Source organism: Pseudarthrobacter sp. B907 (genome assembly GCF_040137805.1).
In the GTDB taxonomy this organism is placed as follows: Bacteria; Actinomycetota; Actinomycetes; order Actinomycetales; family Micrococcaceae; genus Arthrobacter.
This window is the reverse complement of record NZ_JBEEQE010000008.1, coordinates 59,341-80,256: the sequence shown is the minus strand read 5'-3', so window position 1 is coordinate 80,256 and position 20,916 is coordinate 59,341. Positions and strand designations below refer to the sequence as shown.

Sequence of the window (20,916 nt, the reverse complement as noted above, 5' to 3'; positions counted from 1 at the left end):
AGACCCGTAGTCGGCCGGGTAGCAATCACTCGTGCCCGCAACCACCCCCCGGCCTAGCGTGAAAGTTGTCAGTTACTGGACATTTCTGCAGGAAGAACAACGGTTATCTGGGAACCTGCGATCAGCGGTCGGCTCCGCCACGGGCCGCCGTCTCCAGCAGTCTGGTCAGTTCCAATGATCCAGATGGAGTATCGCCATGAAAAAGGTCTCTGTAGTGGTCGGCATTGCCGGCCTTGTTCTGCTGGGCGCCAGCGCCCCTGCACATGCGGACCCGGAAGACAAGATCAGCATCTGCCACGCGACCGGCTCAGAAACGAACCCGTACGTTGAAATTACGATCAGCGAGAACGGACTCAACGGACACAACGCCCAGGGCGTGCACGACGACGACATCGTTCCGGCCCCGTCGGCGGGCTGCCCGTCGGGAGAAGACAAAGACCACGGGAACAACGGATCAGAGTCGAAGAAGGTCACCTTCTGTCACGCGACGGGATCCGAGAAGAACCCCTACGTGGTCATCACGACCTCCGAAGAGGCATGGCTCCACGGGCACAAGGACGGACACAACGGCAAGGCCGACATCTATCCCGTCCCCGAAAACGGCTGCCTTGCAGAGGACAACGGGGAGAACCCGGGCGGCGGAGGCGGCGGAGACACCACCGAACCGCCCGCTGGAGAAGAGGCAGTGGTGACACCGGGTGCCGCGGCGGTAGTACCGTCCGGCGCCGGGGCCGGCGCCGAGGTCAACCGCGGCTTCAATGCGCAGACCGCCGTCGCCAGCACCACCGATGCCGGGCTTCCCGGCTGGGCGGCGGGCCAGGCGGCACTGCTCACGGCCGCGTCGGTCGTCGCCATGAGGCGCCGGGCACGCAAGCACGGATCAGCCGCCGCCGTCTAGGGCAGTGGCAGAGGGGCGCCGGCCCGCGCGGGGCGGCGCCCCTCTTTACCGGAAACCTATGAAGGAGCTCAGATGCCCTTCCCCCGGACTCCCGCGATGAATGCACCGACTGCCAAGCCGCGGGCCAGGAATCTCGGTGATCTACTAATTCTGGCCTGCGGCCTCGCGGCTTTCCTGATCCTGGCCTTCCTGTTTAGCCCGGTCCTCCCCCGAGGGCCCGAGCTTGCCGCCGTCCCGCCGGCTGCCCCGGCGCCGGCGGTTCCCGGAAATCCCACGCCGATGCCGTCGGGCACGGCGACCCCAACGGCCAACCCCACACCAACGCGGGCCACCGCCGCACCGCAACCCGCGCTTCCGGCGGCGGCAGCGCCGCTCCGCATCGTCTACCCGTCGGCCGGCCTGGACGTTGCGGTGCACCCATTGGACCCGACCCCGGCCGAAATTGAATCCCAAAGCATCGTGCCGCCGATTTCCTTCGATGGATATTGGGTGACGAACTTCGGGACGCCCGGCGCAGGCTCCGCCAACACGACCTACATCATGGGTCACAGCTGGGAAGGCGTAGACGCACCGTTCAACCGGCTCAGTTCAGCCGCGGCCCCCGGGGACACCTTCGAGGTAACGACGACTGCGGGAACAATCAGCTACCGCGTGGATTCCATTTCCACCGAAGACAAGTCCACGCTGAAGGACAGCCCCATCTGGCGGGTCGTGCCCAACCGCGTCGTCCTTATCAGCTGCTACACAGAGGACTTGTTCGGAAAGAACGTCGTGCTCGTGGCGTCCCCGGCCCTTTCAAGGGGACCGTAACCGTTTGGGCCACTCAGTCGCCGCGGCGCTGGCTTGCGCGCTGTTGGCTGAGCACTTCGATGAACTCGCTGTCGAGGTCCACGATGCCGGAGGCCGCGGCGGGTGCCGAAGCGGGTTCCGCGGCATGTCCCGCAGCCGCGGCGACGGCGGCAGCGCCGGCACCGGCGTCGGCGTCGGCCCCGGAACCGGTGACCGAAGCGGCGGCGGTGGCGTCCGGCTGGACGTCCACGGTACGCCGCAGCGGCTTTTCCTTGATGAACAGCACGGCGACCAGGGCGACGACGCCGATCACCGCCGAGATCAGGAAGATCTCCGCCGTCGCGTCACCGTAGGCGGCGCGCATGATGTCCCGGATCTGCGGCGGCAGGTCCTTGAGGTCCAGGCTGCGGCCGGCGGATCCGCCCGCGGCGGGGATGCCGGCAGCGGCCAGGCCCTCGGTGGCCAGTTCCTTGACCCGGTTGCCCAGGACGGCGCCGAGGACCGAGACGCCGATGGCGCCGCCGACGGAGCGGAAGAAGGCAACGGAGGCGCTGGCAGTGCCGATGTCGGTGGCCCGGACGGTGTTCTGCACGGCCAGCACGAGGTTCTGCATCAGCAGGCCCAGGCCCAGGCCCAGCACGGCCGTGTAGAGACCGGCCAGCCAGAGTTCGGTGGTGTGGTCGATGGTGCCGGCGAGGCCGAGGCCGCCGATCAGCAGGATGGAGCCGGCGATCAGGTAGCGCTTCCACTTGCCGGTGCGGCTGATCAGCTGGCCGGAGACTACAGAGCCGATGAGGTTGCCGGCGATCATCGGCAACGTCAGCAAGCCCGCTTCGGTGGGGCTGGCGCCCCGGGCCACCTGGAAGTACTGGCCGAGGAAGGTGGAGGATCCGAACATGGCGACGCCAACGGCCACCGAGGCCAGGATGGCGAGCGCGGTGGTGCGCTCGGAGATGATCTTCAGCGGGATGATGGGCTGCGCCACCCTGGATTCGACCAGGACCAGCAGGGCCAGCAGGGCGACGCCGCCGCCGACCATCGCGGCCGACTGCCAGGACCACCAGTCGTAGTAGTCCGGGTTGCCGGCGAAGGACACCCAGATCAGCAGCAGGCTGACCCCGGAGGTCAGCAGAATGGAGCCGAGCCAGTCGATCCTGGCGGGGCGCCGGACGTGCGGCAGCTTGAGGGTGATCTGGAGCAGGATGAGGGCGATGATGGCCAGGGGCACGCAGACAAAGAAGGTCCAGCGCCAGCCGAGCGGGCTGTCGACGATAAAGCCGCCCAGGAGCGGCCCGCCGGCGGTACCGACGGCCATCACGGCGCCCATGTAGCCGGAGTATTTGCCGCGGTCGCGGGGCGGGATGATGGAGCCGATGATGGCCATGGCCAGCGCGGTGAGCCCGCCCATGGCGACGCCCTGGATGACGCGGGCGGTGAGCAGCAGCGGGATGGTTTCGGAGAAGCCTGCCATGACCGATCCGGCGACGAAGATCACGATGCTCAGCTGCACCAGGAACTTCTTGTCGAACAGGTCCGCCAGCTTGCCCCAGATGGGAGTGGTGGCGGCGTTGGCCAGCAGCGCGGCCGTGATGACCCACGCGAAGTCGGTCTGGGTGCCCTTGAGCTCCGACATGATGGTCGGCAGCGCGTTGGCGACGATGGTGCTGCTGATGATCGCGGTGAAGAACGCCGCCAACAGGCCGGTCAACGCCTCCATGATCTGGCGGTGGCTCATGGCCACCTGGGGTGCGGGGTTCGGGGTGGGTACCGGGGCTTGCCCGGCGGCGGCAGCGTGGCTGGCCATGTAATTACTCCTCAACAAAGGTGGTCGTATTGGTGGGTCCGGCCGTCTTTGCCCGGGCTGAACTCCGAAGGGATTCAGCTAGTTTCTTCAGGATGCGCGCCGTCTCCTCGACGTCGTCCTCGCTCCAGTCCTGCAGGAAGCCTTGCAGGGTGGCGGCTCGCTGCGCCTCGATAGAGCGGAGCTTCTCAACCCCGGACGGCGAGAGCGCGATCAGCTGCGCCCGGCCGTCCTCGGGATCGGGCCGGCGCAGGACGTAGCCCTGGCCGGCGAGCTCGGCAAGGTGCCGGCTGAGCACCGGGGCGCTGACGCCGAGCCGTTCCGCCAGCTGTGTGGCCCGGGTTTCGCCCTCCCCCACAAAACGGAGCACGCCCTGCAGCGCCACCCCGGTATCGTCGCCGCGCAGGTTGGCCGCGGCAACGCAGCGAACGGCTCGCTGGAGATCGAAGATGTGGTGGACCAGTTTGGCCGCGGTGGTCGATGCAACTGACATGTGCGGACGCCCCTTACTTGTTTGCCTGAAGCAACAATACTCTAAATTGATTGCTTTGGGAAACTAAGAACCCTGCCGATGGCGCCGGGGAACAGCTCAGGCCCCGAATCCGGGCGGATTCGGGGCCTGAGCTGCGTGCCGGCGCTGCCGGCGCTTAGACGTCCAGGTGCGTGGGGGCGAACATCTTGAGCAGGGTTTCGACGACGACCACGTTCGGCCCGTCGGCCTCGAAGCCCGCCCGGAGCGAGTCCCCGACATCCTCTGGGGCCACCCGGACCGCCGGGACGCCGAAGGCCTCGGCGAGTTTCACGAAATCAGGCCGGGCCAACTCGGTGGCCGTGGCCTTGCCGAAGGCGCCCACCATGTATTCGCGCAGGATGCCGTAGCCGCCGTCGTCGACAATCAGCCAGGTGACCGGGACATTGTGTTGCTTGGCCGTGGCAAGTTCGGAGATCGAGTACATAGCCGAGCCGTCCCCGGAGACGGCAAGCACCCGGGCCGAACCGCCGGACGTGCCCGTGGTTTCCAGGCCAACGGCGCCGCCGATCGCTGCCGGGAAGCCGAAGCCCAGCCCGCCGGCGCCCTGGGCCGAGTGGAACTGGCCCTCACGGGAGTCCCAGCAGCTCCAGGCCCAGTAGGCGGAGATGGTCATGTCCCAGAAGGTCTGCATCTGCGCCGGGACGGCTTCGCGGATGTCGGCCATGAACCTCAGCTCTTTGCCGAGGTCCTGGGATTCCAGCCGGGCCTTGACCTTGGCCAAGGCCTCCTTGACCAGGTCCTCGGGCGCGGTTCCGTGCCAGTCGGCGCGCTCCCCGTGCGGCTCCACGAGGGCGGCGTCGAGGGCGGCGAGCGCCTGGCCGGCGTCGGCCCGGATGCCGAGGCCCGGGCGGTTGGATTCGAGGACGCGCGGTTCGGCGTCGATCTGGATGATCCGGCCGCGCGGTTCGAAGGTGAAGTAGTTGGAGGTCACTTCGCCGAGCGAGGAGCCGATGACAATCAGCACATCGGCGTCTTCGAGCAGCTCGGTCATGTACTGGTCCTCGATCCAGGACTGCAGCGAGAGCTCATGGTTCCACGGGAAGGCGCCGTTGCCGCCGGGCGTGCAGATCACCGGTGCCCGGAGCTTCTCCGCAATGGAGAGCAGCGACTCCTCGGCGCGGCCGCGGCGGGTGCCGCCACCGGCGATGATGGCGGGGCGGTTCGCCTCGGAAAGCCATTTCACGGCTTCGCGGATCAGCTCCACACGCGGCGGGTTATCCGCGGCTTCGGCGAGTGCGTCCTCCACCGGCGGGACCATGATGGGATCCAGCAGCACGTTCTGCGGAATTTCGATCCACACGGGGCCCTGCGGCGAGGAGATCGCCTCGGTCCAGGCGTCCTGGATGGCCGAGGGGATGCCGGAGGCGTGCTGGATCAGCCGCTGGCTCTTGGTCACGTTCGCGGCCGAGGCCTTCTGGTCATCGAGCTGGTGCAGCATGCCCTTTCGGCGGGCGCCGAGGCCCTCGAGCGGAATCTGGCTGGCCACGACCACCATCGGAACGCCGGTGGCATAGGCTTCCTGGAGCCCGGCCAGGGAGGTCAGCGCGCCAGGGCCGGTGGAGAGGAACAGGACGCCGACCTCGCCGGTGGCGCGGGAGTAGCCGTCGGCGGCGAACGCCGAGTTGTTTTCCACCCTGGAGGAGACGAAGTGCAGGTTCCCGCGGCCCATCGCGTCGAAGAGGCCCAGGGCGTGCTGGCCGGGGATGCCGAAGACGGTTTTGGCGCCGAGGGCCTCGAGGGTTTCGACGACGAGGTCGCCGCCGTTGCGCACGCCGGTCATCGGGTGGCTCCGGTCTCGACGGGCCGGGACTCTGGTGCGGCGGGCGCGGCGGGTGCGGAGGGCGCGGCGAAGCCGGCCGGGCGGCGGACCTCCCGGCCGAGGGCCTGGGCCGCGTAGCCGTTGGGAGCGCCGGTCCGGCCGCCGTCGACTGCGCGGTCGGCCAGCAGGGTGACGAGCTCGTAGGCGACGTGGCTCGCGGCCACACCGGTGATCTCAGCGTGGTCGTACGCCGGGGCGACCTCGACGACGTCGGCCCCCACGAGGTTCATGCCGCGGAGGCCGCGGATGATTTCCAGCAGTTCGCGGCTGGTGATGCCGCCGGCCTCAGGGGTGCCCGTGCCGGGGGCGTGCGCGGGATCGAGGACGTCGATGTCGACGGAGATGTAGAGCGGGCGGTTGCCGATCCGGTCGCGGACCTTGGCGACGGTTTCCAGCACGCCCTGGTAGTAGACGTCAGCGGAGGTGACGATGCCAAAGCCGAAGCGGTGGTCGTCGTCGAGGTCCTTTTTGCCGTAAAGCGGGCCGCGGGTGCCGATGTGGCTGATCGCCTCGGTGTCCAGGATGCCTTCCTCGACGGCGCGGCGGAAGGGGGTGCCGTGGGTGTATTCGGCCCCGAAGTAGGTGTCCCAGGTGTCCAGGTGCGCGTCGAAGTGCAGCATGGCGACGGGCTGGCCGGCGCGTTCGGCGGCGGCGCGCAACAGCGGCAGGGCGATGGTGTGGTCTCCGCCCAGGGTCACGAGTTTGCCGCCGGCGGCAGTCAGGTCCAGCGCGTTCTGCTGGATGGTTTCGATCGCCTCGTGGATGTTGAACGGGTTGACCGCCATATCCCCGGCGTCGGCCACCTGGATGTTCTCGAAGGGGCTCACGTCCCAGGCCGGGTTGTAGGGCCGGAGCAGGCGGCTGGCTTCGCGGACGTGGTTGGCGCCGAAGCGCGCGCCGGGGCGGTAGGAGACGCCGGAATCGAAGGGCACACCGACCACAGTGACGTCCGCCTTCCCGACCTGGTCCAGCCGCGGCAGGCGGGCAAAGGTGGCGGCGCCGGCGTAGCGCGGGATGCGGGAGGAATCGATGGGGCCAAGGTTGCCATTGGCCTCGATGCGCAGCTCGTCCAAGAGAGGCGTCTCCTTCGAGGATTGTCCGACGGGTGTGACTGCCATCATACACTCGAAAGTTGCCTATGGCGCATCAGATGTTTACTTTCGCGCCCCGACGGCGGCACGGGACTGCCTTCCTGCCCAGTTACTACCTCACGCAAACGGCAGGCGGCCCGGAGAACCGCGAGAATCCGGGGCCCGTTTCCGCAATCGAGTGGTGCCGGGCCCGGTAACTGGGCCGGAGCGCGGGCCTGACCGACGGTGGGGACACCCCGAACACCCGAAAGTAATCCAGATAGCCCAAGTGACTGGTTTCCCGACCGCTCACAAGCCCTTGAACTGGCCCCATGGAACCCTTGGAATACCTCGCCCGGCTGGGCGGCGTCGCCCGGACCGGGCAACTGCTCGCAGCAGGCTACTCCCGGACGGACGTTGCCCGGCTGGCCGCGACCGTCCGACAGCCGAAGCGCGGCGTCTTTATCCTGCCGGGATGCCCGCCCGAGTTCGAGACCGCACTCCGGCACAACGCCCGGCTCAGCTGCGCCAGCGCCGCAGGCCACTATGGGCTCTGGCTTCGGGAGCCGCCGGCGCAGCACCATCTGGCCTGCAACCACGGTCACGGCCGCGGGTTCGTCCGGCACCGGACGGTCCGGTTTGACGCCCACCCGGCGCTGCCTTTGGCCGCCGTCGAGGATGTGGTATTGCATGCCCTGGGGTGCCTGGCGCCGCCGGCCGCGGCGGCCATCACCACCTCGGCTATGCGGCTGCACGGCGTCCCGATGGAGCTGCTCACGGCCCAGCTCACCGCCGACCGGTCGGGTCGGGTCAGAAAGGCCCTGCACCTCGTGGATCTGCGGGCAGAATCCATCGTGGAGGTCGACGCCCAGTATCTGTTTAGGAGCCACGGAATCGGCTATGACGCCCAGGTCTACCTCCCCGGGATCGGCCGGGTGGACTTCCTGATCGCCGGGTTCCTGATCGTCGAGGTGGACGGCTTCGCGTTCCACTCCAGCCGCGAGTCGCTGCGCCGGGATCTGGCCCGGAACAACGCCTCGACCCTGGGCGGTTTTGCCGCGCTCCGGTATATGCCCGAGCGCATCTGGTTCGAGCCCGAACGCGTTGTGGCCGCGATCCGGGCCGTGCTAACCGGGCGGCAGCGGCCAGCCCACTGACGCTCCCACCCAGTTACTTCCCGGCCCGGCTCCCTGCGCCCGCGGATTTCCGGGGCCGAGGCGGTTCGCCGGCCCGGGCCGGCCCGAGTAACTGGGCGGGAGCGCTTGGCCCGGAAACGCAGAGCCCGCTGCAGCGCGGGACCTACCGGCTGGCGGCGGGGACCAGCACCCAGAGCACCTCGACCGGCTCGTCGGCGGGGTTCACCCAGGTGTGCGGCTCCCGGCCGGGGAAGGTGACGGTGTCGCCGGTCTCCAGCTCGAACTCCTCGTTGGTGAGGATGAGCCTGATCCTGCCTTTGATGACATGGAGCACGTCGACGTCGCAGTCCACGGCGTAGAGCTCCGATTCGCCGCGGCCGCGGGGGGCGATCACCGCCTGGATGATCTGGACCCGCCGTTCCGAGCGGGCGGTCAGCAGGCGTTCGACGATCCCCTCGCCGCCGAGGGAGATCCGGGGCCCCTCGCCGGCCTTGGTGAGGTGGGTTTCCGGGGCGGCGAACAGCTCGCCGATCGAGATGGAGAGGACCTGGCACAGTGTGACCAGCGAGGCCACGGAGGGCGAGGTGAGATCACGTTCGACCCTGCTGAGGAATCCCTTGGTCAGGCCGGTGGCGTCTGCGACCTGTTCGATGGTGAGCCGCTGGGACTGCCGGGCGGCACGAATCCTGGAACCGATGGCCACCGGGACGTTGCTCGGTTCAACGGGTAGAGCCTTCATAAGGGAACCTTTCACGGCCGGCCGCGCGGCCCCAGCTTTGGAGCCAATCCTAGCCGGACACACCGGTCACGACGCCGCCAAGGACACGCCGTCGTCATACCTTGACTGTTACCAACATCACACCATACTGTTTGGCAACAAGTGTTGCCTATTAGGCAATGATGGAGCGTTTCACCGTGAACCCTCCCGCAAACTACCGACAAGCAGCCACGGACGCCGACCGCAATGCCGCGGCCCGGCGGCCGGCAGCTGCTCCTGAACCGCTCCAAGGAGCCCTCAATGGACGCAAGTTTCGTCAACATTGCCATCGTGGTGGTGTATCTCGTTGCCATGCTGGCCTTCGGCTGGTGGGGCAAGTCCCGCACCAAGAACAACAGCGATTACCTCGTGGCCGGCCGTCGGCTCGGGCCTCTCCTCTACACCGGCACTATGGCTGCAGTGGTCCTCGGCGGCGCATCCACTGTCGGCGGCGTCGGACTCGGCTACAAGTTCGGTATCTCCGGCATGTGGCTCGTGGTCGCAATCGGCGTCGGGGTGCTCCTGCTCAGCCTGCTCTTCGCCAGCACCATCCAGAAGCTCAAGATCTACACGGTCTCCCAGATGCTGAGCCTGCGCTACGGCAGCCGGGCCACCCAGACCTCGGGCATTGTCATGCTGGCCTACACGCTGATGCTCTGCGCCACCTCGACCGGTGCCTACGCCACGATCTTCGTTGTCCTCTTCGGCTGGGACCGCGCCGTCGCCATCGCCATCGGCGGCGCCATCGTGCTGGTGTACTCGACCATCGGCGGCATGTGGTCCATCACGCTTGCGGACCAGGTCCAGTTCGTGATCAAGACGGTCGGAATCTTCCTGCTGATGCTGCCGTTCACGCTCAACGCCGCGGGCGGCCTCGACGGCGTTCGGAGCCGCGTCGACGCCACGTTCTTCCAGATCGACGGCATCGGCCTCCAGACGATCATCACCTACTTCGTCGTCTACACGCTCGGCCTGCTGATCGGCCAGGACATCTGGCAGCGCGTGTTCACCGCGAAGACCCCCACCGTCGCAAAGTGGGGCGGCGCCACGGCCGGCGTTTACTGCATTCTTTACGGGGCCGCCGGCGCCCTGATCGGCTTGGGCGCCCGCGTCGCCCTGCCCGCGATCGACGTGAAGGCCCTTGGAAAGGACGTAGTCTATGCCGAGGTCGCGACCAACCTGCTGCCGATCGGCATCGGCGGCCTGGTGCTGGCCGCAGCAGTCGCCGCCATGATGTCCACCGCCTCCGGCGCCCTGATCGCCGCCGCCACCGTGGCCCGCGCCGACGTCCTGCCGTTCGTCGCCGGCTGGTTCGGCAAGACGGTCAACACCGACGACACGGACAACCCCGAGCACGACGTTAAGGCCAACCGCCTCTGGGTTTTGGGACTCGGGGTGGTGGCGATCGTGATCGCCATCATCACCAAGGATGTCGTCGCGGCTCTCACTATCGCCTATGACATCCTCGTGGGCGGACTGCTCGTCGCTATCCTCGGCGGCCTGGTGTGGAAACGCGGCACCGGCATCGCCGCGGCCGCCTCAATGGCGGTCGGCTCTCTGATCACCCTCGGCACCATGATCTTCCTGGAGATCAACGCCGAAGTACCGTTGGACGGCATCTACGCTAACGAACCGATCTACTACGGGCTGCTGGCTTCCGCGGTGGTCTATGTCGCCGTGTCGCTGCTGACCAAACCGACCGATCCCGCCGTGATGACGACCTGGCGCGGTCGCGTGGCCGGCGCAGCCGCAACGGAGGATGAGAAGATTCCGGCCCTGAGCCACTGATCCCGGGCCTCTAGCCACGGGCGTGGACTTGCACGGCCCCGCTCAAGGCTCTGGACGACGGCGGTGCCTCCCCACGGAGGTGCCGCCGTCGTGCCGTCCGGCAATATTTCTGGACCGGAACGCCTACTCCTCGTCCTGTTCCGGTCCGCGGAACTCATCGGCATCGACGGGCTCTATCGGCTGCTCGTCACCGAGGAAATCTTCCGTGTCCAGGGGGACGTTCCGGTCGGCTTCCTCCAGCAGCTCCTCGTCCTCGGTCTCCGCTGCCCCGACCGGAGCGTCCTCGGCGAAGTCGTAGGCGGGGTCCGACTCCACGGAGTCCCTGCCCGGCTGGCCGGCCTTCGATCCGGTGTTGTCCATGGTGCAACCTCCGTGCGCTCGCGCTGCGGCAGTGGTGCGTGCCGGCCGGACCCGGCGCCCGGTAAACGGCTGGGCCGGCCTGCCGGAGTACCCGCCCTGGCCTTTATTCGAACACCGCACCGGGTGGCGGTCAAGGGCCGTCCTGCCCGCCTCACGGCGGCCCGTGGCGGCCGCTTCTTTACGGCCAACCTAAACTTTCGGCTGAGGATTGCCAGCCGAAAATCCGCGGAATTACGGGGTACGCTGGACTCGCAATGGGGCCGAACCATGCCCTATCGAGCCCAGGAGTTTCCGTGTCTCAGCACGCCCCATCTGATCCAAACCATTCCGTCCACGGCCCTGCCGCGGGCTCCCCCACAACTCCCGTGAACCCCGAAGTAAGCCCGGCAGCGAACTCCGCGGCCCGCCCCGCCGACGTCAAGCGCTGGCGGCAGTACCTCGCCGACGAACGCGCCGAGGCCCGCGTTTACCGCGAGCTGGCCCAGAACCGCAGCGGCGAGGAACGCGACATCCTGCTGGCCCTGGCCGAAGCGGAGGGGCGCCACGAGGCGCACTGGCTGCAGTTGCTCGGCGAGCACGCCGGCCGGCCGCGCCCGGCCTCCCTCCGCAGCCAGCTCCTCGGCTTCCTGGCCCGGCATTTTGGCTCCGTCTTTGTCCTGGCCCTGGCCCAGCGGGCCGAGAGCCGCTCGCCATACGCCAAGGACCCCGCCGCCACGCCGGCCATGGTCGCCGACGAGCAGATCCACGAAGAGGTTGTGCGCGGGCTCGCGACCCGGGGCCGCAACCGCCTGGCCGGCACTTTCCGCGCCGCCGTGTTCGGCGCCAACGACGGGCTGGTCAGCAACCTCTCCCTCGTGATGGGCATGGCCGCCTCCGGCGTCGGCAGCTCCGTGGTGCTGCTTAGCGGTGTGGCCGGCCTGCTGGCCGGTGCGCTCTCGATGGGCGCCGGCGAATTCATCTCCGTGCGGTCCCAGCGTGAACTGCTGGCCGCCACCCGCCCCACCCAGATCACGCTCTCTGCCGCACCCTCGCTGGACATCGAACACAACGAACTCGTCCTCGTCTACCTGGCCCGCGGGATGTCCCGCGAGGCCGCCGAGCACCGCGTCGCGGAGCGGATGGGCCTGCTGGATTGCGACTGCGATCCGAGCCTGTCCCTGCGGCCGGAGCTTCCCGAGACCGAGGACCAGCACGAGGCTGTCGGCACGGCGTGGGGCGCCGCGGCGTCGAGTTTCTGCTTCTTCGCCTCCGGCGCGATCGTGCCGATCATTCCCTTCCTGTTCGGGATGACCGGGATCGCCGCGCTTGTGGTGTCCGCCGCCCTGGTGGGGATCGCGCTGCTGCTGACCGGCGGCGTCGTCGGACTGCTCTCCGGCACCTCCCCCGTCACCCGCGGGCTCCGCCAGCTGGCCATCGGTCTTGGTGCCGCGGCTGTGACCTACCTGCTCGGCATGGCGTTCGGCGCGGTGGTCGGCTAGTGGAGGATCCCGGGTTCCGGGACCGCTCGCCGCGGCACAGCCGTGCCGGCGGCGCCTTCCGGGCGGTCCGGAACCTTGCCGTGGTGATCCTGATTGCCGGTGCCGCCTTCCTGACCGCGGGGCTGGTGTACGGGGATCCCCGTTTTGTCGGCCTGTTTGAGTTCAACGGCGGAGCGAACCCGCACTCGCGCGGCACGGCGAACCATCCGGCCGCAGTCCCGGGCGGCCGGCAGGCCGGCGTTACCGAGGACGGGTCGCACATGGCCGTCCCGCCGCCGGCTTTCGAGGAGCAGGACCAACCCCTGGGGCAGCCGCCCAGGCCGGCGTCCGCCAGCAAGTCGTACAAGTTCCTCGCCACCAATGCCGATGGCAGCCCGGTCGGTTACTCGCCGTGTCGTCCGCTGCACTACGTGGTCAATGCCGCGCTGGCTCCCAAGGGTGCCGAGCAGCTGGTCGAAAACGCGATCAAAACGGTCTCCGAGGCGACCGGGATCAGGTTCGTTAACGACGGGCCCACCACCGAGGCGCCGTCCCAGTCACGCGCCCCGTACCAAAAGGAAGCGTACGGCGACCGCTGGGCTCCGCTGCTGATCGCCTGGACGACGCCGGAGCAGGCCCCCCAGCTGCAGGGACCCGTGATCGGCACCGGCGGCAGCACCCACTTCAGCTACGGCGACGGCCCCAAGAGCTTTGTCACCGGCAGCCTGGAGCTGGACGCGCCGCAGATCAGCGAAGACCTGGGCCGCGGGGACGGCTCGGCGTACGCCACGGCGGTAATCCTGCACGAGCTGGGCCACGTGATGGGGTTGGAGCACGTCGAGGACCCGAAGCAGCTGATGTACCCGGAGATCGGCGCGCCGGACGGGCTGGCCGACGGCGACCTGAACGGCCTGCGCGAGCTTGGCCGCGCCGCGTGCCGCAAGGACCTCTAAGACCGGACGCAGCTTCCGGAGCGAACCTAGCCTTCCAGCACTGCGAGGGCTTCCTCGACGCTGTCCACCAGGAAAATCCGGTTCTCCATCCGCCGTCCCGCGGCCAGGCTCTGCAGCAGGGGCCAGGCCGGAAACCGGCGCAGCCAGTGCTCCTTGCCCACCAGCACCATGGGCGTGATGGTCTCCGGGGCGCCGTAGTAGTTTTCGCAGGCGTCCTGGAAGATCTCCTGAACGGTGCCGCCGGAGCCGGGCAGGAAGATGATCCCGCCGTTGCACAGCTCCAGCAGGATCGCTTCACGGATGGCGTTGGCGAAGTACTTGGCGATGTGCGTGGCGAAGAAATTGGGCGGCTCATGGCCGTAGAACCAGGTGGGAATGCCCAGCGACGGCGTTCCGTCCGGATGGCGTTCAACGACGGCCGCCGCGGTCCGCGCCCACGCCGAGACCGATGGCCGGAACCCGGGTACAACGGCAAGGTCCGCCAGCGCCCGCTGGAAATCCGCGTCGTCCGCCGCGCTCAGGTAGGCGCCGAGGTTGGCGGCCTCCATGGTGCCCGGGCCGCCGCCGGTGGCGACCACCCGTCCGTTCCGGGCCAGCAGCCGGCCCAGCAGCGCAGCCTCGGTGAACCCCGCCGAACCGCGGCTCGCTGCATGCCCGCCCATCACGCCCACCATGGCCCGGCCGACGCACAGCTCCGAGCGGGTCAGCTCCTCCAGCGCGTCGCCGATCGAGTGGTCGTGCAGGGCCGCGGCGAGCGTGGCGTCCAGCCGGTGCCGCTGGCCGGGACGGATGCTCCACTGGTACACCCTGGCGTCCAGGGTGTCCTCGTAGCGGGTTTCCTCGACGCCCGCGTAAAGCTCCTGCGGGGTGTAGAGCCGGCCGCGGTAGGGGTCGAACGGAACCCTTTCCAGTTTGGGAAAGATCAGGGCCCCGCGGGCGCGCAGCGATTCCTCCACCCCGTCGTCGAAGCTGCAGCCGAGGAAGATCGCGCCCTGAGCGTCGAGGGACTCCAGCGGCTCGCGGCGGCCGCGCAGGTCCAGCGACTGGAGGTGCCAGCCGTGCATGGACCGGGCTCCCCCAGCGACCAGCACGTCGAAGCTGCCGAGGCTCTCGACCTCGAGCGTGCGCGGACTTGGGTGCAGGCTTCGGGCAGCGCTCATCCGTGCAGTCCTAGTCCCGGGGCTCCGCGGCGGGGCCTGTGGCGGAGCCGGCGGGACGGCCGGCACTGCCGAGGTAGGCGTCGAGCTTAGCCAGGGTTTGCTCCAGGTTGGCCGGGTGGCGGCGGAGGTAGCCGGCCAACCGCAGGAAGATCTTGCCCCGGACCTGCCGGGCGTCCCACTGCTCGGTCACCAGGGTGCCCGGCCGGCCGGCGGCGTCGCTGGCGGGCTCCAGCAGGTAGCGCCAGACGTGGCCGTAAAAGTGGCGCCAGGCAATGCGCCGGCCTTCCTCGAACTCACTGACCGTGTTGAGGATCTTGTAGTCGACGCCGACCTTCATGTCCATGCCGAACTTCGCGCCCGGGCCCAGCCGTTCCGGGCCGCGGGGCTGGGCGCCCTTGACGGTGTCCGAGCCGTCGATCACGCTGTGCAGCGCCGGGGTGGCGAGCACCTCGAAGACGGCTTCCGGGGCGGCCGCGATGAAGCGGCTGCGGGACACGAGATACCTGTTGTTCATCCGGCAATCCTAGTCCTGCGAGAGGACGCGGACGTCGTGGTGCAAAATGAGTCATGCAGACTCCAGCCCGGCCCGTCAGCGGCCGCCCCCGCATCGGCGTTCCGGTCCGGCTCAGCAGTTCCGAAGATCCCGACCCTCGGGTGGGCGAGGCCAACGGGCTCTTCGATTACATCGTCGACCTGCTCCGCGACGGCGGCGCCGACCCCGTGCTGCTCACCTCCGCCGAGGACCTGGCCGGGCTCGACGGCGTCGTGCTCCCCGGCGGCGGGGACCTGGACCCGCGGCTGTACGGCGAGGAACCCGGCGAGGCCTGCTACGACGTCAACCACGGCCAGGACGCCCTGGACTTGGCCGTCGCCCGGCAGTCCGTCGACGCCGGGTTGCCGGTGCTGGGCATCTGCCGCGGGCACCAGCTGCTGAACGTGCTCTACGGCGGATCCCTGGTCCAGGACATGGACCCGGGCACCGTGGCGCACCGGGAACCCGCACCCCTGCACGACGCCGGGCCCTGGGCCTGGCACGAGGTCGGGATTGCCGCCGGGTCGAAGGTGGCCGGGCTCTACCGGGACTCCGGTGGCACCGCGGCCGCGGTCACCGTCAAGATCGCCTCGGGCCACCACCAGGCCGTTGCCCGGGTGGCCGACGGGCTCGTGGTGAGCGCGGTGGCCGGCGACGGGACCGTGGAGGCGCTGGAAGATCCGGCCCGCTGGGTCGCCTCCGTCCAGTGGCATCCGGAGGCACAGGAGCTGCCCGCTGCGGAGCGGCTGGCGCCGTTCCGGGCCTTTGTGGAGGTCTGCCGGAACCGTACGGCCGCGCGTTAGAGACGCTGCAGCTCGGCGTCCGTCCGGGCGGCTTCCGGCCCCGCGGCGGACGGCGCAGGCCGCCGGGCGTCGTCGGGGGTAGTGCCGCGCGGGGCGCCTTTTTTGGCGGCCATGGCGGCGAAGGCCATCACGCCCAGGCCCAGCAGGGTGATGCCGGCGCCGGCCCAGATCGGCGAGGTGTAGCCGAGCCCGGCGGTGATGGTCACGCCGCCCATCCAGGCACCGAGCGCGTTGCCCACGTTGAAGGCGCCGATGTTCGCGCCGGAGGCGAGGGTGGGCGCTCCGTCGGCGTACTTCATCACGCGCATCTGGAGCCCGGGCACGGTGGCGAAGCCAAAGCCGCCCAGCAGCACCATGGACGCGATGGTCATCGGCTGGCTGGCCGAGGTGAGGGCGAAGACGACCAGCACCAGCACGAGGGCAGCGAGCACCACGAGCAGGGTGCGGTCAACGTTGCAGTCCGCGGCCTTGCCGCCGACGGTGTTGCCGATGAACAGGCCCACGCCGAAGATGATGAGCAGCCACGGCACGGTGGCCGCGGAGAAGCCGGTGACCTCGGTCAGGGTGTAGGCGACGTAGGTAAAGGCGCCGAACATCCCGCCGTAGCCCAGGATGGTCACGAAGATCGACAGCCAGACCTGGCCGGAGCGGAAGGCGCGGAGTTCGCCGCGCAATCCGCCGGCGGCAGAACCCGTCGCCTCCCCCGCGCCGGTCTTCGGCACCAGGGCCAGAATGCCGACGAGTGCCAGCACGCCGATGCCGGTGATGGCCCAGAACGTGGAGCGCCAGCCCGCGGCCTGGCCGAGCATGGTGCCGAACGGCACGCCCAGGACGTTGGCCGCGGTCAGCCCGGTGAACATGATGGCGATGGCGCCGGCTTTTTTGGTGGGGGCGACCATGCTGGCGGCCACCACCGCACCGATCCCGAAGAACGCGCCGTGGGCCAGTGCGGCAATGATCCTGCCCGCCATCATCAGGGCGTAGTCGGGGGCGATCGCGGAGACGAAGTTGCCGGCGATAAACAGCACCATCAGCACCACCAGCACCGGCTTGCGCTCAAAACGCGTCACCGCGGCGGTCAGGACCAGCGCCCCGACGACGACGGCGAGCGCGTAGCCGGAAATCAGCCAGCCGGCGGTGGCTTCGGTGACGCGGAAGTCTGCGGCCACCTCGGGCAAGAGGCCCATGATGACGAACTCGGTGAGTCCGATTCCGAACCCGCCGAGGGCGAGTGCAATCAGGCCGATGGGCATGGGGACTCCTTCAAAACTGTACGGGGAGATTTGCGAGGCGTAAGCTAATAGTTGCAGACGCGTTATTTATTGTTGCACACGCAACTATAGCGCGCAAGCAACTACTTGGTGGGCTCACGCTCCCGGCTGGCCGGGACGCGGATGCCCGAGCTGGAAGGAGCACAACTGATGGGCATCAAGGACGACGCCGTCGAGGTCCGGGCGCAAGGGTGGCGGACGCTCGCGGCGCTGCATGGCCTGATTGAGGCGGAGCTGGAGCGTTCCCTCCAGGCCGAGGCGCAGCTCTCGGTGGTGGAGTACACTGTGCTGGACGCGCTGAGCCGGCAGGACGGCTGGCACATGCGAATGCAGCAGCTGGCCCGGGCCACGGCCCTGAGCGCTAGCGCCACTACCAGGCTGGTGAACCGGCTGGAGGAACGCGCGCTGCTGACCCGGATCCTCTGCGCAGACGACCGGCGCGGGATCTACACCGAGCTCACGCCCAGCGGCATCGCCCTGCTGGAGCAGGCCCGGCCCGTCCATGATGCCACCCTGGAGCGCGCCCTTGCCGAGGCCCAGGAGGTTCCGGAGCTCGCTCCCCTGGTGGACGCGCTCCCCCGGCTGCACGCGGGAGTGTGAACGCGGGAGTCTGAACCCAGGAGACCTGGCTCCGGCGCTTTAACGCAGCAAAGGCGCCGGAGGCAGCTCGAAAGCTGGCCTCCGGCGCCACGCGGGGCCCGGGGTCGGGGCTAGACGGTCAGGGCCGAAGTCCGCGCCGTGCCGTCGTAGCCCCCGGACGGCGACTTGAGCCCGTAGAGCCGGCCGATGGTGGGCGCAACATCCGCGGTGCGTGCGGGTTCCGAGGATACGGACTGCTTGACCACGGCAGGGCTGCCGCCGGACACAAAGAACGGGATCGGCTCGGTAGCGGGGTGGCCGTGGTTGCCCGGGATCGGGTTGGAGGCCACATACGGGTCGGAGAACCGCCAGCCCGCGCGGCAGTAGGCCACCAGGTCGCCCGCTTCTGCCCCAAGCCGCAGGTCCGCCGGCTTGTTGACCGACAGGACGCCTTCGTGCGCCGCGACCAGCTGCTCGACGGCGGCCAGGCCGGCCGCGCGGTCGGCGTCGGACCCGGTCCAGTAGAGCAGGTCCGCCCCGCCGTTCTGGGCGATCTTGACCTTGGACCGCAGCTCCGGCCGGGACTGCAGGATCAGGTCGATCGAGATGACGTTGCTGGGCAGGGACCAGTCCATCGAGTGGTCGGCGAGCACCATGACCACACTGGAGTCCCACTTGCCGGCGCTCTTGAGGTGGTCAATGAAACGCCCCACCTGCACATCGGTGTCCGCGAGGGCGGCTTCCCGCGCGGCCCGCAGCGTGGTTCCGGAGAGGTCGGAGTGCCCCACGCGGTCGATGTCGCCCAGGTTGGTGAAGACGAAGTCCGGGTCCGGCCCGGACACCATGGCGAGCAGTGCGTCCATCGTGGCGGCGTCGGGCGCGTGCCCGGTGACGGGCAGCAGCGGCTGGGGTTCCCAGCGGTAGCTGGCGCGGGTGCCGAAGATGCCGTAGAGGTACTTTTTGCTCAGCACCGAGCCGGTGGTGAGCCCGCGTTCCTGCAGCCGCTCCAGGAGGGTGGGAAAGTGCAGGTCGGTGGGACGGTCGAGGTCCCGCACCGTGCCCTCGGCGCGGTCAAAAATGGCGTTGGCCGGCACGCCCGAGCGGTCCGGGCGCACCCCGGTCATCATCATGACGTGGTTCGGGATGGTCTCCATAACGGGCAGCGAGCGCGCCGACGGGAAGTTGGTGCCGGCCGCCCGCAGGGCCGCCAGCCGCGGGGTCAGGGCGGGCGTGATTTCGTCCGGCCGGCAGCCGTCCACCACAAGGACGTAGCTCCGGGTGCGTCCGGCAGCGGGAGCGGCCCAGGCGGCCCCGGGCGCGGCGGACAGCACGACGGCGGCGCCGCCCGCGGCGGCGAGTTGCAGGAACTGCCGGCGGCCCGGCGTCGGCAGGTTGTTGGACAGACGGCTCATGCGAGACCTCCCTGGGCGGGCGTGACCTTGCCCGTGTTGGTTTGGACATTGAAGGACGTGGACAGGGTCGATCCGGATCCGGCGGCGGTGCGCTCGGCGAGGACGTACCAGTCCATCCGGACGCCGGCGGGGGTCACATCCAGGACGGAATAGCCGTGCGAGTCGAAGTCCAAGTACTTCACGTGCGGATTGGCCGCCTTGATGGCGTTTTCGACGCCGACGGATCCGGTGCGGGGCGGGACATTGAGGATGTCATCGAGGTTGTCGCTCGTGACAGAGGTGCAGACCAGTTCCGCCGCGACCGAATCGCCGGTGGCCGGGTAGGTGGCCGGATCTGCCGGGACGTCGCACGCCCAGCCGGAGTGGATGTCGCCGGTGAGGAACACCGTGTCCTTGACGCTGTTGTCCCGCAGGTGGCGCACCACGCGGTTGCGGTCGGCCTCGTAGCCGTCCCACTGGTCAACGTTGTACGGAACGCCGCTGATGCTCGTCCCGCCCATCAGTTTTTGCACGCCGGCCAGCTCTGCGGTGCTCAGGGTGGAGGGAACCCGGACCGGCGCGATCATCACGGGGTTGCCGACCAGCTTCCACTGCGGGCCCGCGGAGTTGAGGTTGCCCAGCAGCCAGTTCATCTGGGCGGCGCCGGTGATGGTCCGGGCCGGGCTGCTGATCGAGGAGTCCGCCCCGTTGGCGGCCTGCTGGTCGCGGTAGGTGCGCAGGTCGAGCATGGACAGGCTGGCCAGCGAGCCGAAGTCCAGCCGGCGGTAGATCTGGCCGCCCGGCTCGTAGCGCACCGGCATCCACTCGGCGTAGGCCTGGTGCGCGGCGGCGAAGCGCTCACTCCAGGTGCCCTCGGCGCCCGGAGTGTGGTTTTCGGCGCCGCCCTTCCAGGCGTCGTTGGCCGACTCGTGGTCGTCCCAGGTCACGATGAAGGGGACGGACGCGTGCAGGGACTGGAGGTCGGGGTCGGTTTTGTATTGGGCGTGGCGGCGCCGGTAGTGCGCCAGCTGGGTCATTTCGAACGCGGGGTCGTGGGGGCGGACCACAACGTCGCGGGCCTGGTAGTCGCCGGGCGCGTATTCGTAGAGGTAGTCCCCCAGGTGGAGGACGGCGTCGAGGTCGCCCCGGGCGGCCAGGTGGCGGTAGGAGGAGAAGTAGCCGGCCTGCCAGTTGGCGCAGGACACCACACCGAACTTCAAGCGGTCCACGGCGGCGCCGGCGGCCGGCGCCGTCCTGGTGCGGCCCACCGGGGATACGGCCGCACCCAGGGTGAAGCGGTACCAGTAGCTCGTACCGGGGGTGAGCCGGTCCGCGATGACCTTGACCGTGTGGTCCCGCGCCGCGCCGGTGCCGGCCTTACCCCGGGCCACGACCTTCTTGAAGCCGGCGTCGGCCGCCACTTCCCAGCCAACGGAAACGTCAGGCCCTACGCCGCTGCCGGGCAGGGCATCCGGCGCTGGAGTGACGCGGGTCCACAGCAGCACGCTGCCGGGCATCGGATCGCCGGAGGCGATGCCATGGCCGAACGGGCCGGCGGCGGGGGCTGAAAAGGCGCCAGCGGGGGTGCTGGTGGCCAGGGCGCCGGCGACGGCGGCGACCCCCGCGGAGCGCAGTACTTGACGACGGGTAAAGTTAGTCATGCATTCCAGTATCTCCACGCTGGCCCGCCAGAATGCCGATTTTTCCGCCCCATTGGCCGGACGTTCAACGAAAGTTAACCGTGGCGCAGTGCCGCTGCGGGCCCTGCCGGCACTAGGGCCCTTGCCGCCTGCTGGGCGTCGGCGTACGCTTAAACAACC

At 69.1% G+C, this 20,916-nt stretch carries 19 protein-coding genes; 8 read left to right on the top strand and 11 right to left on the bottom strand.

Annotation, left to right across the window (positions count from 1 at the left end; translation table 11 throughout):
- The first annotated feature begins 196 nt into the window (after positions 1-196).
- Positions 197-898 (top strand): hypothetical protein, encoded by a 702-nt coding sequence (locus ABLI39_RS09105; protein ID WP_349413093.1) that lies wholly within the window; start codon positions 197-199, stop codon positions 896-898.
- Positions 899-994: 96 nt separating this feature from the next.
- Positions 995-1,708, top strand: coding sequence for a class F sortase (locus tag ABLI39_RS09100; protein WP_349413092.1), 714 nt, complete (start codon positions 995-997; stop codon positions 1,706-1,708).
- Between the two features lie 13 nt (positions 1,709-1,721).
- Here the strand turns inward: ABLI39_RS09100 and ABLI39_RS09095 are convergent, their stop codons facing one another.
- The 4 genes from ABLI39_RS09095 to speB all read right to left on the bottom strand — a co-directional run bounded on the left by ABLI39_RS09095 (position 1,722) and on the right by speB (position 6,912).
- A complete protein-coding gene (locus ABLI39_RS09095; protein ID WP_349413167.1) occupies positions 1,722-3,422 on the bottom strand; it encodes an MFS transporter in 1,701 nt (566 codons plus the stop codon).
- A gap of 73 nt (positions 3,423-3,495) precedes the next feature.
- The gene (locus ABLI39_RS09090; protein ID WP_349413091.1) at positions 3,496-3,981 is read right to left on the bottom strand and encodes a MarR family winged helix-turn-helix transcriptional regulator; all 486 of its coding nucleotides are present in this window, start codon (positions 3,979-3,981) and stop codon (positions 3,496-3,498) included.
- Positions 3,982-4,135: 154 nt separating this feature from the next.
- Positions 4,136-5,800 (bottom strand): thiamine pyrophosphate-binding protein, encoded by a 1,665-nt coding sequence (locus ABLI39_RS09085; protein ID WP_349413090.1) that lies wholly within the window; start codon positions 5,798-5,800, stop codon positions 4,136-4,138.
- Positions 5,797-6,912 carry an agmatinase gene (gene speB, locus ABLI39_RS09080; protein ID WP_349413089.1) on the bottom strand — a complete coding sequence of 372 codons (1,116 nt, stop codon included), beginning with the start codon at positions 6,910-6,912 and terminating at the stop codon, positions 5,797-5,799. Before speB ends, ABLI39_RS09085 begins: the two co-directional genes overlap by 4 nt.
- A 329-nt stretch (positions 6,913-7,241) precedes the next feature.
- On the opposite strand from speB, the gene ABLI39_RS09075 reads away from it, so the two are divergent.
- A complete protein-coding gene (locus ABLI39_RS09075) occupies positions 7,242-8,066 on the top strand; it encodes a DUF559 domain-containing protein (RefSeq protein ID WP_349413088.1) in 825 nt (274 codons plus the stop codon).
- Positions 8,067-8,208: 142 nt separating this feature from the next.
- Here ABLI39_RS09075 and ABLI39_RS09070 read toward each other — a convergent pair whose 3' ends face one another.
- Positions 8,209-8,784 (bottom strand): helix-turn-helix domain-containing protein, encoded by a 576-nt coding sequence (locus ABLI39_RS09070; RefSeq protein WP_349413087.1) that lies wholly within the window; start codon positions 8,782-8,784, stop codon positions 8,209-8,211.
- 279 nt (positions 8,785-9,063) lie between these two features.
- On the opposite strand from ABLI39_RS09070, the gene ABLI39_RS09065 reads away from it, so the two are divergent.
- Complete coding sequence (locus tag ABLI39_RS09065; RefSeq protein ID WP_349413086.1) at positions 9,064-10,590, top strand: sodium:solute symporter family protein; 1,527 nt, start codon at positions 9,064-9,066, stop codon at positions 10,588-10,590.
- A 123-nt stretch (positions 10,591-10,713) separates the two neighbouring features.
- Here ABLI39_RS09065 and ABLI39_RS09060 read toward each other — a convergent pair whose 3' ends face one another.
- Positions 10,714-10,950, bottom strand: a complete 237-nt coding sequence (locus ABLI39_RS09060; RefSeq protein ID WP_349413085.1) for a hypothetical protein — start codon at positions 10,948-10,950, stop codon at positions 10,714-10,716.
- 293 nt (positions 10,951-11,243) lie between these two features.
- Between ABLI39_RS09060 and ABLI39_RS09055 the strand changes: the two genes are divergently transcribed.
- Both ABLI39_RS09055 and ABLI39_RS09050 read left to right on the top strand, forming a co-directional pair.
- Complete coding sequence (locus ABLI39_RS09055) at positions 11,244-12,428, top strand: VIT1/CCC1 transporter family protein (protein ID WP_349413084.1); 1,185 nt, start codon at positions 11,244-11,246, stop codon at positions 12,426-12,428.
- Positions 12,428-13,360: a matrixin family metalloprotease gene (locus ABLI39_RS09050; protein WP_349413083.1), complete on the top strand. Its 933-nt coding sequence runs from the start codon at positions 12,428-12,430 to the stop codon at positions 13,358-13,360. Before ABLI39_RS09055 ends, ABLI39_RS09050 begins: the two co-directional genes overlap by 1 nt.
- Before the next feature lie 26 nt (positions 13,361-13,386).
- On the opposite strand, the gene ABLI39_RS09045 is transcribed toward ABLI39_RS09050, so the two are convergent.
- A complete protein-coding gene (locus ABLI39_RS09045) occupies positions 13,387-14,520 on the bottom strand; it encodes an LOG family protein (protein ID WP_349413082.1) in 1,134 nt (377 codons plus the stop codon).
- Positions 14,521-14,530: 10 nt separating this feature from the next.
- Positions 14,531-15,034 (bottom strand): SRPBCC family protein, encoded by a 504-nt coding sequence (locus ABLI39_RS09040; RefSeq protein WP_349413081.1) that lies wholly within the window; start codon positions 15,032-15,034, stop codon positions 14,531-14,533.
- Positions 15,035-15,087: 53 nt separating this feature from the next.
- Here ABLI39_RS09040 and ABLI39_RS09035 point away from each other — a divergent pair, with 53 nt between their 5' ends.
- Positions 15,088-15,855 carry a gamma-glutamyl-gamma-aminobutyrate hydrolase family protein gene (locus tag ABLI39_RS09035; RefSeq protein ID WP_349413080.1) on the top strand — a complete coding sequence of 256 codons (768 nt, stop codon included), beginning with the start codon at positions 15,088-15,090 and terminating at the stop codon, positions 15,853-15,855.
- Here ABLI39_RS09035 and ABLI39_RS09030 read toward each other — a convergent pair.
- Entirely contained in the window at positions 15,852-17,108 is a 1,257-nt protein-coding gene (locus ABLI39_RS09030; protein WP_349413079.1) for an MFS transporter, read from the bottom strand. The two genes, ABLI39_RS09035 and ABLI39_RS09030, sit on opposite strands and share 4 nt — an antisense overlap.
- A gap of 168 nt (positions 17,109-17,276) precedes the next feature.
- On the opposite strand from ABLI39_RS09030, the gene ABLI39_RS09025 reads away from it, so the two are divergent.
- Complete coding sequence (locus ABLI39_RS09025) at positions 17,277-17,726, top strand: MarR family winged helix-turn-helix transcriptional regulator (protein ID WP_349413166.1); 450 nt, start codon at positions 17,277-17,279, stop codon at positions 17,724-17,726.
- Between the two features lie 110 nt (positions 17,727-17,836).
- On the opposite strand, the gene ABLI39_RS09020 is transcribed toward ABLI39_RS09025, so the two are convergent.
- Together ABLI39_RS09020 and ABLI39_RS09015 are read right to left on the bottom strand one after the other, a co-directional pair.
- On the bottom strand, positions 17,837-19,117 hold the full coding sequence (locus ABLI39_RS09020; RefSeq protein ID WP_349413078.1) for an alkaline phosphatase family protein: 1,281 nt from the start codon (positions 19,115-19,117) through the stop codon (positions 17,837-17,839).
- Positions 19,114-20,757 carry an alkaline phosphatase D family protein gene (locus ABLI39_RS09015; RefSeq protein WP_349413077.1) on the bottom strand — a complete coding sequence of 548 codons (1,644 nt, stop codon included), beginning with the start codon at positions 20,755-20,757 and terminating at the stop codon, positions 19,114-19,116. Before ABLI39_RS09015 ends, ABLI39_RS09020 begins: the two co-directional genes overlap by 4 nt.
- Between the last annotated feature and the right edge of the window lie 159 nt (positions 20,758-20,916).